Consider the following 15,254-nt stretch of genomic DNA (forward strand, 5'->3'; position numbering starts at 1 on the left):
ACTGGGGTAGACTCGAACGCAGGAGTTTAACGCGAAGGAGATACTTCGAATGACGGCTCTGTTGGAGCGATGTCCGGCTTTGGTTCTGAATGCGGATTTCAGACCGCTCAGCTATTACCCCCTGTCATTATGGCCTTGGCAGGAAACGGTGAAGGCGGTTCTGTCCGACCGGGTGAATATCGTGGCCGAATATGACAATCAGGTCCACAGCCCCAGCTTCACCATGGCCCTTCCCAGTGTCATTTCGTTGAAAGAGTATATAAAGCCGGCCGAAAGGCCGGCTTTTACGCGTTTTAATGTCTTCCTGCGCGATAAACTGACCTGCCAGTATTGCGGCGATCCGTTCTTTGCCCAGGATCTGACCTTCGACCATGTTGTGCCGCGCACCTATGGCGGCCGCACGACCTGGGAAAATGTCGTTGCCTCCTGCAGCCCGTGCAATCTGCACAAGGGCGGGCGCACCCCGAAGGAGGCGAATATGCCGCTGCTGCGCACCCCGCGCCAGCCGACCAACTGGGAGCTTCAGGAAAACGGCCGCAGCTTCCCGCCAAACTTCCTGCATGAAAGCTGGAACGACTTCCTCTATTGGGACGCCGAGCTGGACAGCTGATCCGGAAACCAACGTATTTTTCAATCCTGCGATGTGCCCACAGCCTTGAGAGTGGCTGGGGGGTAGCCGTATTGCCGGGTGAAAGCCCGCGAGAAGGCAGCAGAGCTGCCGAACCCGGCGTGGCCTGCGGCGGCCTTGACGCTGTGACCTGCGGCAATCTCTGCCCGGCCGAAGGCTAGCCGCCAGGTCGTCAGGTAAGTGACGGGCGTCATCCCGACGGTCTTTTTGAACAGCGTTACGAAGGCGCTGCGGGACATTCCGGCAAGCCGGGCCAGAGAAGCGGTTTGCCAGTTATGGGCGGGGTCATCATGCATGGCGACCAGACAGGGGGTCAATTGCGGATGGGTAAGCCCGGCCAGAAGGCCCGCATTAACGGTTCCCAATGCAATGGCCTGTCTGACTGCATAAACCACCATGATCTCGCACAGGCGGTTTTGCACGGTTTGTCCGCCGCATTTGTTATCCTGAACTTCGGCTACAAGAAGCTCCGCCAAATTTCGCATCTGGGGTTGCCGGTCGAAGGGAAAAACCAGTTCCTCCGGCAAGGCGCCGACAAGGGGGTTGGCAAGTCCGCCGAAGTCAACGCGGGCTGCTGCGACGATGGTGCCGCCGATGCGGCTTGGTTGGCCGCCTGATACACGGAAGACAACCTGCGCCGGGTGTTGCTCGTCATCATCAATAACGAAAAGATTGGCCGACGGGTCGGACGAGGCTTCTCTGCTGACTGTTGTACGCAGACCGAATGTTTTGAGGAAGGCAGCCAGTCGATCATGTTTTATGGGATTTTCGGCCATTTCGATCATCAATTTATCAATTTTGATGATCCATTTTATGGCAAACTTATCCCACTGCATAGAAAGAGATCTCCCCTAACGGATATTGGATGATTTGAATGACTGTTGATACCGCAGCGAAATTCGACCCTTCGCGGGCTGCCGAATACGCAAGACAAAGCCGGATTGGCCTTGCCGGATATGATGCCTGCCACGAACTTGCTGCATGTATGTTGGCCGCCGTCCTCGGGCACGGTTCCGGGAAAAGAATTCTTGTGGCAGGTGCCGGGGGAACGGGACAGGAAATTACTATTGCAGGCAAGCTGGAACCGGATTGGAGTTTTGTTGCGGTCGACCCGTCGGAACCGATGCTCGACCAGGCGCTTTCCAATGTGGCGGAGGTGGGGATGGCAGGTCGTGTAAAGCCGGTCTTGGGGCGTGTTGCCGATGTGCCGACGGACCGGCGGTACGACGCCGCGACGTTGATTGGCGTGCTGCACCACTTGCCGGGTGAGGAAGCCAAACAGGCGATCCTCCGTGATATTGCCTGTCGTCTTGAGAAGGGCGCGCCACTGATCCTTGCGGGAAACCATTATGCCTATGATGCCCAACCGCTTTTGATGGCGGCCTGGGCCGAACGATGGCGTATGAATGGGACGGGTGAGGATGAGATTGCGAGAAAACTGAATAAAATCCTGGAAGGAGCGGACCCGCCGGAATCAGAGGATGTCGTTGCCGATCTGCTGTCTGCCGCCGGGTTTGGTAAACCACAGCGCTTTTTTTCCAGCCTGTTCTGGGGGGCCTGGATCGCTTTTCGCATCTGAGGGGAGGGGCGATTTGGTGCGGTCGGTTTCGAATGGCTCTTTCGAAATAATTCAGGTGGCTCTGTCTTTATGGTCCGGGCGGGACTAGTCTGTGCGCCGATTCAACTGGAGTGGTGCCATGGACTATCTGCCGCATATTCTGACCGCCTATGGGGTGTTCCTGCTGGGTGTTACCAGCCCGGGGCCCAATTCGCTGGCGATCATGGGGACGTCGATGACGGTCTCGCGCCGGGCAGGCCTGATATCGGCGGTCGGGATCGCAACCGGCACCCTGATCTGGAGCAGCCTGTCGGTCACCGGCCTGACACTGGTGCTGACCACCTTTGCGGAACTGGCACTGGCCCTTAAAATTGCGGGCGGTTGTTACCTGATCTATGTGGGGGTGAAGTCCCTGCGCTCCGCGATGAAATCGCAGGACTTGAAAGTGGTCGAAAGCCGCGGTGGAAAAAGCGGGTTCCATTACTATCGGCGTGGTTTTCTGGTGCAGATGAGCAACCCGAAGGCGGCGCTGTTCTGGCTGTCGATCATGTCGCTGGTGCTGCAGCCCGGTGCGCCACATTGGGTCGGGGCGTCGATCATCATTGGCACGACAATCCTGTCAGGTAGCTGGTACGGGCTGCTGGCGCTGTTGTTCTCGACCAATGTGGTGCTGAACTTCTATCGTCGGGCGCGCCGGTCCATTGATGCGGTCATGGGCGGCCTGTTCATGCTGATCGGCGGACGTATCCTGCTGTCCAGCTGATCAGTGGCTGCTTAAAACCGTTCCGCCAGCCAGATGGCGAGTTTGCTGCCTTTTTTGATGGCCTGGGAAAGCAGGGGGTAGGCGGGCGCATCTTCCGCGCCGTGGTCATAGCCGATGTCGCGGTGTTCGACCTCTTCCTGGCGGAAGCGTTCGATGGTGGCGACCAGTTCCGGTTCCCGCTCTTCTTCGGCGAGGCGGTCGCGTTGGGCGGCGTAATGGGCGTCGATGGTTTCTTCCACGGCGACCGTGCAGGCCATGGCGGCCTTTTCCCCGATCAGCGCCGTTCCGGCACCAACCGCATAGCCCATCACATGCCAGAAGGGCGTGAGTGCCGTCGGGCGCACCCGGCGTTTGACGATCTGGTCGTTGAAATAGTCCAGATGTTCCTGTTCCTGTTCCTGCATATGACGCAGCGTCGGGCCGACCTCGGTCTTGCCGAGGATGGCGATCTGGCCCTGATAAATCCGTTTCGCGCCATATTCACCGGCCTGATCGACGCGGATGATCCGATCCAGGTCCGCGTCCGGGCGCGGGTCGCCGGGGAGGTATCTGGGGCCTTTGCGCTTTTTCTCGGTCATGCCATCCTCGCCTTTGGACCTTGGGTTCGTTCTCAAGCCTGACGGTTGCGCCAGCCGAAGACAACGGCAAACAGGCCGGCCGCCAGAGAGATCAGGAAATTATAACCCGCCATGGAAATGCCGAACAGGGTCCAGGCGGCCTCATCACAGCGGACCACCGGTGTCGCCATGATCGCCTTTTTCATTTCCTCCAGCGTCATGCTGCTCATGTCCACGGTACTGCTGCAGCCCGCAGGGCCCTGCCACCAGGCATATTCAACGCCTGCGTGATAGCCGGCCAGCGCGGCACCGGCCAGAACAACCAGGCCCGCCAGAACGGTGAAGACCGACAGCAGGCCGGGGCGTTTGCGGGCAACCGACAGGCCCAGGCAGGCAACCCCGATGGTGATCCACCAGGGCAGGCGCTGATACAGGCACAGCACACAGGGCTGATAGCCGAAACCATACTGAAAGATATAGGCCCCGCCCAACACGGCGACACCCGCCAGGCCGGTCAGCAGCAATACGCTTTTCGTACGCAGAAAGGGTGCAAGCATGATTTATCCCGCAAATTTCAGGGCGGCAAAACCACCGATGAGAAGGGCAAAGAAAAGGGCGGACATCAGGCCGAACCGTTCTTCGATCAGGCGGCGGATCGGTGCGCCGAAATGCCACAGCAGGGCCGCGATGATAAAGAACCGCGCCCCGCGCCCGACGGCGGAGATGATGGCGAAAGTACTGAAGTCCATTTCGGCCGCGCCGCTGGCGATGGTGATGACCTTGAAGGGGATCGGCGTGAAGGCGCCGGCCGCCACGATCCACGCACCCCATTCGTGATACCAGCCCTGGAAGACCGCGTATTTTTCCGCATAGCCGTAAAAGGCGATGATCGGCTGGCCGACTGTCTCGTAAAGCCCGGCCCCGATGGCGTAACCGGCCATGCCGCCCGCGACGGAGGCGATGGTTGCCACCAATGCTATCCGGAAGGCCCGTTCCCGTGCGGCGAGGATCATCGGGATCATCATGAGGTCTTGCGGAATGGGGAAGAAGGAGCTTTCGCAAAAGGCGATCAGCGCCAGCCACCACATGGCGTGCGGATGGGCCGCCATCCTCATGGTCCAGTCATAAAGAGAGCGCAGCCAGGTAAAGGGGTTCATCGAAAATCCAGCATTCAATCCAACTCAGTCATGCGGATTTAAGCGGCTTTTTCAAAAGAAACAAGGAAAAGCGTGCCTGAATAGGCATGGCCGTGGACAGCGGACCAAATCGGTCATGCCTGGGAGATTGCCTGGAACCCGGCCTGGCCGATCGACGAGAACGGACATGTAACCTTCGTGCTGTGACGGTGTTGCCGGTCAGGAAGTCCGGGCGCTGTATTTGGCGTGGATTTTTTGGTATTGGCCGTCCTGGCGCAGGATGCGCAGGCCACGGTTGAAGTCTTTTACCAGCTTTTCGACATCCGGCCATTTGCGGCTGAAACAGACGTAATAGGGGATTACCTTCACCGGCAGGAACTTCATCCTGTTGGCGAGATTGTCCGACCGTCCGATATAATCGGCGGCTTCCTGGCTGGTGTAGAACATCTCCACGCGCCGGTTGATCAGTTTCCGGATCGCGGCAATATCGGTGGGTGAGGGATCGAAGGAGACCTTATGTTCCGTCAGTGTCTTTGCGGATACATAGCCTGAGACGGCGGTGACGGAATATCCTTTGGCGAAATCCACGTTTACCGGGCCGGTGGCGTCGAAGTCGGGATGGACATAAAATCCCCGTGTCGCCTGGCTCAGAACGTCGGAGAAGATGAAATTCTTCTCTCGTCCGGCGTTATAGGCACAGGAAAGAACCCCGGCGGCATTGCCCTGTTCCGCCAGATGGACGGCCCGCTTCCACGGCAGGAATTCAACGCTTGCCTTCCTGTTGACGCGTTTGAAGGCGCTGGTCAGGACCTCGACGTCGAAACCCGGAAGGTCGTCTTCCGGGTCTTTTATCTCATAAGGTGGAAAATGGACTGCCAGAATCTGAATAGGGTCGGCGGCCCGTGCTGCAGGGGCCAATGGCAAAAGGCTGCCCACACCTGCGGCAAACACGCCAATAACTGACAGCAATAAAGAATGTTTGCCCATAGACGGTCCAAATTTTCGTAGAAACCCCAAAGGTGGCATGCGCCATCCCCTCAATATCGGTAGTCTACGAATATTTTTGTTGAATTGCAATCAGCTAGGCCATGATTTGCAAGGTCGGCAGGCAGTTTCCTAGAGGGGAAGCTGCAGCCGCCGGGCCGACCGTTCGCCCGTGTGCGGGTCCAGCCAGGGGGTCACCAGCTCGACAAGCTGAAAAACGCCGGGATTGGTCGATTTGACTTGCGGGTTGGTCAGCATCACGCCGACCAGCGCTGTCCAGATCACCAGGCCGATCCCCGTACCGTATAGGGTCTTCCTGAAAGTAGAATTTTTCTTCTTCTTCTGTTGGTCCATCGTCTTCTATCCTGCATGGGCGCATTTTTGCGTTTTTTGTCCGCTCCCCGCATTTTCTTTTGAGCGCCATATGGGCGGTTTTGAGAAATGTTACAAGACTGTTTCACTGAAAAGTGTGTTTCCTTGAGCGGCTAAATCATAGGTCATTGTAAATATATATAGTGCACGTAAAACGGGTATCCAGTGATAAAACGCCCTATTCCGTCGGTGCTGCGACCCGGTTCTTGTCAATATGCGTCTAATCGGCTACGACTTCGACGGCATTGTGCAGGTGCACAATCCGCGCGGGATGACACTGATCAAGGGAGTGAAGATCATGGCACGCAACAAGATTGCATTGGTCGGCGCAGGGAATATCGGCGGCACGCTGGCGCTGCTGGCGGGGCTCAAGGATTTGGGCGACGTGGTGCTGTTCGATATCGCGGAAGGCATTCCGCAGGGTAAGGCTCTGGATATTGCTGAGGCAGCTCCGGTTGAAGGTTTCGACGCCAACGTGACCGGCGCGAATGACTATAGCGCGATCAAGGATGCCGATGTGGTCATCGTGACCGCAGGCATTGCCCGCAAGCCGGGCATGAGCCGAGACGACCTGATCGGTGTGAACACCGGTGTGATGAAATCCGTCGGCCAGGGCATCAAGGAAAACTGCCCGAATGCCTTCGTGATCTGCATCACCAACCCGCTGGACGTTATGGTCGGCGTGCTGCAGAAAGCCGCCGGTCTGCCGGAAAACAAGATCGTCGGCATGGCCGGTGTTTTGGACAGCGCACGTTTCCGCTGCTTCCTAGCTGAAGAATTCAATGTCTCCGTCGAAGACGTCACCGCCTTTGTTCTGGGCGGCCACGGCGACACCATGGTGCCGCTGGTCCGTTATTCCGCTGTTGCCGGCATCCCGGTGCCGGACCTGATCAAGATGGGCTGGTCCACGCAGGAAAAAATCGACGCAATCGTACAGCGCACCCGTGCCGGTGGCGCGGAAATCGTCGGTCTGCTGAAAACCGGTTCCGCCTTCTATGCCCCGGCCTCCAGCGCGATCCAGATGGCGGAAAGCTATCTCAAGGACAAGCGCAAGCTTCTGCCCTGTGCGGCATATTGCAAAGGCGAATACGGCCTGGACGGTCTCTATGTCGGTGTTCCGGCGATCCTGGGCGCCAATGGCGTTGAAAAGATCGTGGAAATCGAGATGGACGCAGATGAACGTGCCATGTTCGACAACTCCGTGAATGCGGTGAAAGAACTGAACGCGGTCGTTGCCAAGATGGAAGCTGAAGGCTGATCCGGCATCCGCGCCTCGGTTGAATCTTCGGAGAGGGGCGGGCCGCAGGGTTCGCCCCTTTTCTTATACGATCATACAAAAAGAAATGACCGGGGCCTTGGGCGTTGCGGATTCGCCGCGTCGCAAAATTTTTGTAACCTAAGCGGTTGCGCGACCTTGTAACCTTGATAAATTAGGTATATGCGACGTAGAGCGGTATGGGCGCGACATTAAATCTCGGGGGAGGTTGTGTCAGGCCGCTGAATGCTTTGCATATAAAGATCGCACACTCGCTTTAATGGGTAACCCATAGGGAAGCCAGGGAACCATGAATATCCACGAATATCAGGCGAAAGAACTTCTGCGGAAGTTCGGTGTTGCCGTTCCGAACGGCAACGTGGCCTATACCGTCGACGAGGCGGTGCAGGCGGCAAACGATTTGGGCGGGCCGATCTGGGTCGTCAAATCCCAGATTCACGCAGGCGGCCGCGGCGCAGGCCGCTTCAAGGGCGGCGACCCGGACAAGGGCGGCGTTCGTCTTGCCAAGTCGATTGACGAAGTTCGCGAAAACGCGAAAGCCATGCTGGGCGAGGTTCTGGTCACCAAACAGACCGGTCCGGACGGCAAGGCCGTCAAACGCCTTTACATCGAAGACGGCTGCGATATCGCCCGTGAACTTTATCTCTCCTTGCTGGTGGACCGCGCAACAAGCCGCGTGACCATCATGGCCTCCACCGAAGGCGGCATGGAGATTGAGGAAGTCGCGGAAGCGACCCCGGAAAAGATCATCAAGGTCTCCATCGACCAGGCAACCGGCATCGCGCCGTTCCACTGCCGCAAGATCGCATTCGGCCTGGGCCTGCAGGGCAACCAGGTCAAATCGGCGACCAAGTTCCTGATGGCCATGTACAAGGCCTTTGTTGAGCTGGACGCCAGCATGGTCGAGATCAACCCGCTGGTCGTGACCGGCGCGGGTGACGTCATGGCGCTGGACGCCAAGATGAACTTCGACGACAACGCGCTGTTCCGTCATTCTGACATTTCCGACATGCGCGACGAAGACGAAGAAGACCCGGCGGAACTGGAAGCCCAGAAGCACGAGCTGAACTACATCAAGCTCGACGGCTCCATCGGCTGCATGGTCAACGGCGCAGGCCTTGCCATGGCGACCATGGACATCATCAAGCTGAAAGGCGGCGATCCGGCCAACTTCCTGGATGTGGGCGGTGGCGCAACCACCGAACGCGTGACCAAGGCCTTCAAGATCATCCTGTCCGACAGCAATGTGGAAGGCATCCTGGTCAACATCTTCGGCGGCATCATGCGTTGCGACGTGATCGCGGAAGGCGTTGTCGCGGCGGCCCGCGAAGTTTCCCTGCATGTGCCGCTGGTTGTTCGCCTGGAAGGCACCAACGTGGAACGCGGTAAGGAAATCATGGCGGAATCCGGTTTGCCGATCATCTCTGCCGACAACCTGGAAGACGCGGCCGAAAAAGTCGTGGCTGCCGTGAAGGAGGCGAACTGATGGCTGTTCTCGTCGATAGCAATACCAAAGTCATCTGCCAGGGTTTCACCGGCGCGCAGGGGACTTTCCACTCCGAGCAGGCCATCGCATACGGCACCAAGATGGTCGGTGGCGTGACCCCCGGCAAGGGCGGTTCCACGCATCTGGACCTGCCGGTTTACGACACCGTGTCGGAAGCCCGCGAACGCACCGGCGCAAACGCCACCGTGATCTACGTTCCGCCGCCCTTCGCGGCTGATGCGATCCTGGAAGCGATCGACGCCGAAATGGAACTGGCGGTCTGCATCACCGAAGGCATTCCGGTCATGGATATGGTCAAGGTCAAACGCGCCCTTGAAGGGTCCAAGACCCGCCTGATCGGCCCGAACTGCCCGGGTGTCATCACCCCGGAACAGTGCAAGATCGGCATCATGCCGGGCCATATCCACAAGCCGGGCAAGATCGGTGTTGTGTCCCGTTCCGGTACGCTGACCTATGAAGCGGTCGGTCAGACCACGGCGGTCGGCCTGGGCCAGTCCACCTGCATCGGCATCGGTGGCGACCCGGTCAACGGCACCAACTTCATCGACTGCCTGGAAATGTTCCTGGCGGATGACCAGACCGAAGGCATCATCATGATTGGTGAAATCGGCGGCACCGCGGAAGAGGAAGCGGCCGAATTCATCAAGCAGTCCAAGGTGAAGAAACCCATGGTCGGTTTCATCGCCGGTGTGACGGCGCCTCCGGGCAAACGCATGGGTCATGCGGGTGCAATCATTTCCGGTGGTCAGGGCACGGCTGAATCCAAACAGGAAGCCATGCGTGATGCTGGCATTCGTGTTGCGTTGAGCCCATCGGCATTGGGCTCTACGATGCTTGAAGTCATCAAAGGCTGATGTCGGACGGGGGAGCGGTTAAATCGCTCCCCCGCCTGCGTTTAGCTGCTGTAACAGAAGAACGCTGTACAGAAAAAGAATAAACACCAGGCCGCGCGCCGGTGCGGGCGTGACGGCAAAGGAGACGGGTCATGGCGTATATCGGAGATACATCGCCTCTGTTCCAAGCCAACGAGACTTATATTCAAGAAGTATATGAGCGCTACAAGCGTGATCCCCGCTCTGTGGAGCCGGGCTGGGCTTCGTTCTTTGAAGCCCTGGGTGATGACCTTACCGACATTGTAACCCCCGAAGAAGGGCCGAGCTGGGCACCGCGTGAATCCCGCGTGGTGGGTGGTTCCGTCGACGCGGGTACGTTGTCGGATGCAACCACCGACCGCAAGCAATTCGACAATCCTTACGATGCCCTGATGGCGCAGCTCCGCCAGGCGGCGGGACCCGGCGCCAGCGCCACGCAGATCCGTCAGGCGACTTTGGATTCCATCCGGGCCCTCATGCTGATCCGCGCCTATCGTATGCGCGGGCATATGCATGCCAAACTGGACCCGCTGGGCATGACCCATCGCGGCGACCATCCGGAACTGGACCCGGCGTCCTATGGCTTTGAGGAGAAGGACTGGGATCGCCAGATCTTCATCAACTACTATCTGGGCCTGGAAAGCGCGACCCTGCGCGAGATCGTCGACATCTGCGAACAGACCTACTGTGGCAGCATCGGCGTTGAATTCCTGCATATCCAGGACCCGAGCGAAAAATCCTGGATTCAGGAGCGTATCGAAAGCACGCTGAACCGGAAGGACTTCACGGACCTCGGCCGCAAGACCGTTCTGGAACGTCTGACCCAGGCGGATGTTTTCGAGACCTATCTGGACAAGAAATATCGCGGCACCAAGCGTTTCGGCCTCGACGGCGGTGAAAGCCTCGTGCCGATGCTGGAGCAGATTTTCAAACGCGGTGCACAGCAGAACCTGGAAGAGGTTGTTCTCGGCATGGCCCACCGTGGCCGCCTGAACATTCTGGCCAACGTGATGCAAAAGCCCTACCGGCAGATTTTTGCCGAGTTCGAAGGCATTTCCACCAACCCGGAAGACTATGGTTCCGGGGATGTGAAATACCATCTGGGCACCAGCACCGACCGTGAGTTCGACGGCAAGACCATCCACCTGTCGCTGACCGCGAACCCCAGTCATCTTGAAGCGGTGAACACCGTGGTCGTCGGCAAGGTCCGCGCGAAACAGCATCAGCGTGGTGATGTTGAACGTGAAAAGGTGATGGGCATCCTGCTGCATGGTGATGCGGCCTTCATCGGCCAGGGCATCGTGGCGGAAACCTTCCTGCTGTCGCAGTTGGATGGTTACAAGACCGGCGGTACGATCCATATTGCGATCAACAACCAGATCGGCTTTACCACATCGCCGTCCAAGTCCCGGTCCTCGCCCTATTGTTCCGACATGGCGAAAACCATCGACGCCCCGGTCTTCCATGTGAATGGTGACGATCCCGAGGCTTGCGTGCATGTGGCGCGCCTTGCCATGGAATATCGCCAGCGCTTCAAGAAGGACGTGGTGATCGACATGTGGTGCTATCGCCGCCATGGTCACAACGAAGGCGACGAGCCCAAGTTCACCCAGCCGCAGATGTATGAACGGATCGGTAAACATCCCCGTGTCCGTCAGATCTACGCGGATCGCCTGGAAGACAGCGGCATCGTGCCGCCGGGCACCGGTGAAATGCTGGTCAAGGACTTCTCTGACGTTCTGGATCAGGAATTCGATGCCGGGAAATCCTTCAAGGCCAACAAGGCGGACTGGCTGGAAGGCCATTGGGCGGGCCTGTCCATGGCAACCGGCGATGCCCGGCGTGGCGAGACGGCGGTTGATATCGACCTGCTGAAGGAAGTGGGGGATGCGATCTCCCGCGTGCCGGCCAATGTGAAGGTGCATTCCAAGATCGTGCGCCAGCTCAAGGCCAAGCAGAAGATGATGGAAACCGGCGTGGGGATCGACTGGGGCACGGCGGAAGCGCTGGCCTTCGGGACCCTGCTGTGTGAATCCACCTCGATCCGGCTTTCCGGTGAGGACAGCCAGCGCGGTACCTTCTCCCATCGTCACTCGGTCCTGATAGACCAGGAAACGGAAGCGGAATATGTTCCGCTGAACAATATCCGTATGGGTCAGGCACCCTATGAGGTGATCGACAGCCCGCTGTCCGAATTCGGCCTGCTGGGTTACGAATACGGCTATTCCATTGCGGAACCGCAGGCGCTGGTTCTGTGGGAGGCCCAGTTCGGCGATTTCGCCAACGGCGCGCAGGTCATCATCGACCAGTTCCTGTCCAGTGGCGAAAGCAAATGGCTGCGCATGTGCGGTCTGGTGATGTTGCTGCCCCATGGCTATGAAGGCCAGGGTCCGGAACATTCCAGCGCCCGTCTGGAACGCTATCTGCAATTGTCGGCGGAAGATAACTGGCAGGTGGTCAACGTAACGACCCCGGCCAACTACTTCCACGCGCTGCGCCGTCAGGTTCGCCGGAACTTCCGTAAACCTCTGATCGTTATGTCGCCCAAGTCGCTGCTGCGTCACAAACGCTGCATCAGCAACATGGAAGACTTCACCGACGGCTCCACCTTCCACCGCGTTCTTTGGGATCATCGCGATACCAGACAGGATGGCGGTCTGGTGGCTGACGAGGACATCAAGCGCGTCGTCGTCTGTTCGGGCAAGGTCTATTTCGACCTGTTCGAAGAGCGTGAAAAACGCGGTATCGACGATGTCTACCTGCTGCGTCTGGAACAGATTTATCCCTTCCCGCAAAACCCGTTGCGTGATGAGTTGAAGCGGTTCCCGAACGCGGATGTGGTCTGGTGTCAGGAAGAACCGGAAAACAACGGTGCCTGGTTCTTTGTCGACCGTCGTCTGGAAAAGATCATTGTGGAATCCGGCAATCAGGTTTGCAGCCGTCCGCTTTACGCGGGCCGGGTGGCTTCGGCGTCGCCCGCAACCGGTAGTGCCAAGCGTCATGCCAAGGAACAGGCGGATCTTTTGGAAGCAGCCCTGGTCGTGAAGACCGGGCCTGCCACGAAGGTTGCGGCCAAGAAGGCTGGCGCGAAGAAGGCGGCAGCCAAGGCCTGAGATTTCGGAATTTTAGGATTAATCGTCACTTAAACCGCCTGGTGGGTAGGCGGGTAAAATAAGGGCTCAAACAGGAGCATAGAGGAAATGGCAACGGATGTGTTGGTCCCCACGCTTGGGGAATCTGTTTCGGAAGCAAGCATCATCAAGTGGTTCAAGGCAGAAGGCGAAAGCGTCGAGCTGGACGAGCCGCTGGTGGAACTGGAAACCGACAAGGTGACGATCGAAGTACCGTCGCCGGTCGCCGGTGCCCTGAGTGAAATCATCGCCGGTGAAGGCGCGGACGTGGAAGTGGGCGCATTGCTCTGCCGTGTGGCCGAAGGGGCGGACGGTGCAAAACCGGCCCCGGCTGCAAAGGCGGCACCCGCACCGGCCCCGGCCAAGGAAGAAGCCGCTCCGGCGGCGGCACCTGCACCGGCTGCGGAACGCAACGACACGCTGTCCCCGGCGGTCGCCAAGATGGTTGCGGAAAACAATCTGGACGCGTCCAAGATTCCGGCAACCGGCCCGAAGGGCAACATCACCAAGGAAGATGTGCAGAAATATCTGGCCGGTGGTGGCGCCAAGGCTGCTGCGGCGCCTGCTGCTGCTCCGGTTCCGGCTGCACCGATGTTCGAAGCGAAAGGCGATCGTCCGCTGGACCCGCGTGGCGAAGAACGCGTGAAGCTGTCCAAGCTGCGCAAGGTCATCGCGACCCGCCTGAAGGAAGCGCAGAACACCGCAGCCATGCTGACCACCTTCAATGAGATTGACCTGACCAATCTCATGGACCTGCGTAAAGACTACAAAGACAGGTTCGAGAAGAAGCACAACGCCAAGCTGGGCTTCATGAGCTTCTTTGTGAAGGCGGCGATCCAGGCACTGAAAGAGCTTCCGGCGGTCAACGCGGAAATCTACGGTGACGAGATCATCTACAAGAACTTCTACGATATCGGCATTGCCGTCGGCACGCCGCAGGGTCTGGTTGTTCCGGTCCTGCGCGATGCGGACAAGTTGAGCTTTGCCGAAATCGAACTGGCCATCGCCGACTTTGGCAAGCGCGCCCGCGAAGGCAAGCTGACCATGGCGGAAATGATGGGCGGCACCTTCACCATCACAAACGGCGGTGTCTTCGGTTCGCTGATGTCGACGCCGATCATCAACCCGCCGCAGTCCGGTATCCTGGGCATGCACAAGATCCAGAAACGCCCGATCGTCAACGACAAGGGCGAGATCGCCATCGGCAACATGATGTATGTGGCGCACAGCTACGACCACCGCATCATCGACGGCCGCGAGGCGGTGACCTTCCTGGTTCGCATGAAAGAAGTCCTGGAAGATCCTGCACGCCTGTTGATCGACGTTTGATCCGCACGCGGTCGCGTCACTGAATTGGAAAAGGCCCGGCAAAATCCGGGCCTTTTCTTTTGCTTCCAATCAAGGTCGCCCAATTCCCCACTCATCCCGGCGGAGGCCGGAATCTTGGTCGCGTGTTTCTGATATCGGTGCATGCAGTTTTGAGATCCCGGCCTCCGCCGGGACGAACGGATAATGTATTGAAGCTACCCGTATATCCGGAAACATGCCGTGCCGCTGAGAGATCACCGGGTCAAAGCCCGCGCATGACGGCTAAACGGGCGGCTGTTGCAAACGCGCCGGATCGAAATCCAGTTGTTCCATGTGGCGATAGCGCGGGATTTGTTCGGCGATCAGGGCGAGGCGTTCGTCCAGTGTCGGCGGGTTGGTGATATCCAGCAGGGGATCACGCAGCGGTTCGAAAGCCGGGTTCTGGAATTCCAGCGACAGGCTGATCCGTGGTATCTCCGACTTGCCCGTCGCCTGGCCGCTCCAGTGATAAAGGTCCTGCAGCCAGCCGAGGACGGAGCCTGCCTTGGCGGGCAGGGCAATCCCCTCATTCAGGTCGATGCGGTCCGGGTCGTCCAGCGGCGGGTCATAACGCTGTTCCGTATCGCGGGGCAGCACATGCATACAGCCATTGTCGGTCGTCGCATCGGTCAGCGGCACCCAGAGCGACAGACTCATCAGCAATTCTCCGCCCAGCCCGTCGGCAAAGCGCGTTTCGGCCTGACAGTCCCGGTGCGGCGGCCAGCCGGACGATCCTTTTTCCGTCGATACATGCCAGGCCCAGAAATTGGGCAGCAGCCGAAAATCCTCGCTCAGGAACCGGCTGATCAGGGGGCGAAGTGCGGCAAAGAGCTGCCAGGGTTGGTCATAGACATAGATATAGACCGGCGGCAGGCCGCGCGCGCCCAGGTTCAAAATGCCCTGACGCAGCGACGTAATCATCTTCTGCGTAAACAACGGCGGGACTTGCAGCCAGCCTTCACGCATTAGCTTGTCCGAAATCCCGTCCAGACCGCTGTTATCCAGCCGCAGCGGATCGGGCCGGATCGGCGCGCCGATGGTAAGCTGCGGATTGATCGCCTGCCAGAAAGAAGGGTGGTCGGACATGATACCTGTGCTGCCGTTTGCGTTGCAGGGGTTTTAG

15 protein-coding genes are annotated in these 15,254 nt (G+C 58.7%); 8 read left to right on the forward strand and 7 right to left on the reverse strand.

Going from position 1 to position 15,254, the window contains the following annotated elements:
* Positions 1 to 49: 49 nt before the first annotated feature.
* Positions 50 to 610, forward strand: a complete 561-nt coding sequence (locus tag IF205_RS03485; protein WP_259781906.1) for an HNH endonuclease — start codon at positions 50 to 52, stop codon at positions 608 to 610.
* A 20-nt stretch (positions 611 to 630) separates the two neighbouring features.
* Here the strand turns inward: IF205_RS03485 and IF205_RS03490 are convergent, their stop codons facing one another.
* Complete coding sequence (locus IF205_RS03490) at positions 631 to 1,464, reverse strand: AraC family transcriptional regulator (RefSeq protein WP_259781907.1); 834 nt, start codon at positions 1,462 to 1,464, stop codon at positions 631 to 633.
* A gap of 38 nt (positions 1,465 to 1,502) precedes the next feature.
* Here IF205_RS03490 and IF205_RS03495 point away from each other — a divergent pair, with 38 nt between their 5' ends.
* Both IF205_RS03495 and IF205_RS03500 read left to right on the forward strand, forming a co-directional pair.
* Positions 1,503 to 2,207: an SAM-dependent methyltransferase gene (locus tag IF205_RS03495; protein WP_259781908.1), complete on the forward strand. Its 705-nt coding sequence runs from the start codon at positions 1,503 to 1,505 to the stop codon at positions 2,205 to 2,207.
* Positions 2,208 to 2,325: 118 nt separating this feature from the next.
* Complete coding sequence (locus tag IF205_RS03500) at positions 2,326 to 2,949, forward strand: LysE family translocator (RefSeq protein ID WP_259781909.1); 624 nt, start codon at positions 2,326 to 2,328, stop codon at positions 2,947 to 2,949.
* Between the two features lie 11 nt (positions 2,950 to 2,960).
* Here the strand turns inward: IF205_RS03500 and IF205_RS03505 are convergent, their stop codons facing one another.
* From IF205_RS03505 to IF205_RS03525, 5 genes are all read right to left on the reverse strand, one after another.
* Positions 2,961 to 3,527, reverse strand: coding sequence for a demethoxyubiquinone hydroxylase family protein (locus IF205_RS03505; RefSeq protein ID WP_259781910.1), 567 nt, complete (start codon positions 3,525 to 3,527; stop codon positions 2,961 to 2,963).
* Positions 3,528 to 3,559: 32 nt separating this feature from the next.
* Entirely contained in the window at positions 3,560 to 4,063 is a 504-nt protein-coding gene (locus IF205_RS03510; protein ID WP_259781911.1) for a disulfide bond formation protein B, read from the reverse strand.
* A 3-nt stretch (positions 4,064 to 4,066) separates the two neighbouring features.
* Entirely contained in the window at positions 4,067 to 4,663 is a 597-nt protein-coding gene (locus IF205_RS03515) for a YqaA family protein (protein WP_259781912.1), read from the reverse strand.
* A 198-nt stretch (positions 4,664 to 4,861) separates the two neighbouring features.
* A complete protein-coding gene (locus IF205_RS03520; protein WP_259781913.1) occupies positions 4,862 to 5,629 on the reverse strand; it encodes a substrate-binding periplasmic protein in 768 nt (255 codons plus the stop codon).
* A gap of 129 nt (positions 5,630 to 5,758) precedes the next feature.
* Entirely contained in the window at positions 5,759 to 5,980 is a 222-nt protein-coding gene (locus tag IF205_RS03525; protein ID WP_259781914.1) for a hypothetical protein, read from the reverse strand.
* A gap of 316 nt (positions 5,981 to 6,296) precedes the next feature.
* Between IF205_RS03525 and mdh the strand changes: the two genes are divergently transcribed.
* The 5 genes from mdh (at position 6,297) to odhB (ending at position 14,113) form a co-directional block, all read left to right on the forward strand.
* The gene (mdh, locus tag IF205_RS03530; RefSeq protein ID WP_259783230.1) at positions 6,297 to 7,256 is read left to right on the forward strand and encodes a malate dehydrogenase; all 960 of its coding nucleotides are present in this window, start codon (positions 6,297 to 6,299) and stop codon (positions 7,254 to 7,256) included.
* A 307-nt stretch (positions 7,257 to 7,563) separates the two neighbouring features.
* The gene (gene sucC / locus IF205_RS03535; protein ID WP_259781915.1) at positions 7,564 to 8,760 is read left to right on the forward strand and encodes an ADP-forming succinate--CoA ligase subunit beta; all 1,197 of its coding nucleotides are present in this window, start codon (positions 7,564 to 7,566) and stop codon (positions 8,758 to 8,760) included.
* Entirely contained in the window at positions 8,760 to 9,635 is an 876-nt protein-coding gene (gene sucD / locus IF205_RS03540; RefSeq protein ID WP_259781916.1) for a succinate--CoA ligase subunit alpha, read from the forward strand. Before sucC ends, sucD begins: the two co-directional genes overlap by 1 nt.
* 131 nt (positions 9,636 to 9,766) lie before the next feature.
* Positions 9,767 to 12,766, forward strand: a complete 3,000-nt coding sequence (locus IF205_RS03545; RefSeq protein WP_259781917.1) for a 2-oxoglutarate dehydrogenase E1 component — start codon at positions 9,767 to 9,769, stop codon at positions 12,764 to 12,766.
* An 87-nt stretch (positions 12,767 to 12,853) separates the two neighbouring features.
* On the forward strand, positions 12,854 to 14,113 hold the full coding sequence (gene odhB / locus IF205_RS03550) for a 2-oxoglutarate dehydrogenase complex dihydrolipoyllysine-residue succinyltransferase (RefSeq protein ID WP_259781918.1): 1,260 nt from the start codon (positions 12,854 to 12,856) through the stop codon (positions 14,111 to 14,113).
* A 261-nt stretch (positions 14,114 to 14,374) separates the two neighbouring features.
* Here the strand turns inward: odhB and IF205_RS03555 are convergent, their stop codons facing one another.
* On the reverse strand, positions 14,375 to 15,217 hold the full coding sequence (locus IF205_RS03555; RefSeq protein WP_259781919.1) for a phytanoyl-CoA dioxygenase family protein: 843 nt from the start codon (positions 15,215 to 15,217) through the stop codon (positions 14,375 to 14,377).
* Positions 15,218 to 15,254 lie beyond the last annotated feature (37 nt).

Origin of the sequence: Aestuariispira ectoiniformans (genome assembly GCF_025136295.1) — a bacterium.
Taxonomy (GTDB): Bacteria; Pseudomonadota; Alphaproteobacteria; order UBA8366; family Aestuariispiraceae; genus Aestuariispira_A; species Aestuariispira_A ectoiniformans.

Bases quoted from the DNA above. Each gene is read 5' to 3' on its own strand.
- IF205_RS03490 (WP_259781907.1), bottom strand. From the start codon at position 1,464: ATGCAGTGGGATAAGTTTGCCATAAAATGGATCATCAAAATTGATAAA.
- sucD (WP_259781916.1), top strand. From the start codon at position 8,760: ATGGCTGTTCTCGTCGATAGCAATACCAAAGTCATCTGCCAGGGTTTC.
- IF205_RS03525 (WP_259781914.1), bottom strand. From the start codon at position 5,980: ATGGACCAACAGAAGAAGAAGAAAAATTCTACTTTCAGGAAGACCCTA.
- mdh (WP_259783230.1), top strand. From the start codon at position 6,297: ATGGCACGCAACAAGATTGCATTGGTCGGCGCAGGGAATATCGGCGGC.
- sucC (WP_259781915.1), top strand. From the start codon at position 7,564: ATGAATATCCACGAATATCAGGCGAAAGAACTTCTGCGGAAGTTCGGT.
- IF205_RS03520 (WP_259781913.1), bottom strand. From the start codon at position 5,629: ATGGGCAAACATTCTTTATTGCTGTCAGTTATTGGCGTGTTTGCCGCA.
- IF205_RS03555 (WP_259781919.1), bottom strand. From the start codon at position 15,217: ATGTCCGACCACCCTTCTTTCTGGCAGGCGATCAATCCGCAGCTTACC.
- IF205_RS03485 (WP_259781906.1), top strand. From the start codon at position 50: ATGACGGCTCTGTTGGAGCGATGTCCGGCTTTGGTTCTGAATGCGGAT.
- odhB (WP_259781918.1), top strand. From the start codon at position 12,854: ATGGCAACGGATGTGTTGGTCCCCACGCTTGGGGAATCTGTTTCGGAA.
- IF205_RS03510 (WP_259781911.1), bottom strand. From the start codon at position 4,063: ATGCTTGCACCCTTTCTGCGTACGAAAAGCGTATTGCTGCTGACCGGC.
- IF205_RS03545 (WP_259781917.1), top strand. From the start codon at position 9,767: ATGGCGTATATCGGAGATACATCGCCTCTGTTCCAAGCCAACGAGACT.
- IF205_RS03495 (WP_259781908.1), top strand. From the start codon at position 1,503: ATGACTGTTGATACCGCAGCGAAATTCGACCCTTCGCGGGCTGCCGAA.
- IF205_RS03515 (WP_259781912.1), bottom strand. From the start codon at position 4,663: ATGAACCCCTTTACCTGGCTGCGCTCTCTTTATGACTGGACCATGAGG.
- IF205_RS03505 (WP_259781910.1), bottom strand. From the start codon at position 3,527: ATGACCGAGAAAAAGCGCAAAGGCCCCAGATACCTCCCCGGCGACCCG.
- IF205_RS03500 (WP_259781909.1), top strand. From the start codon at position 2,326: ATGGACTATCTGCCGCATATTCTGACCGCCTATGGGGTGTTCCTGCTG.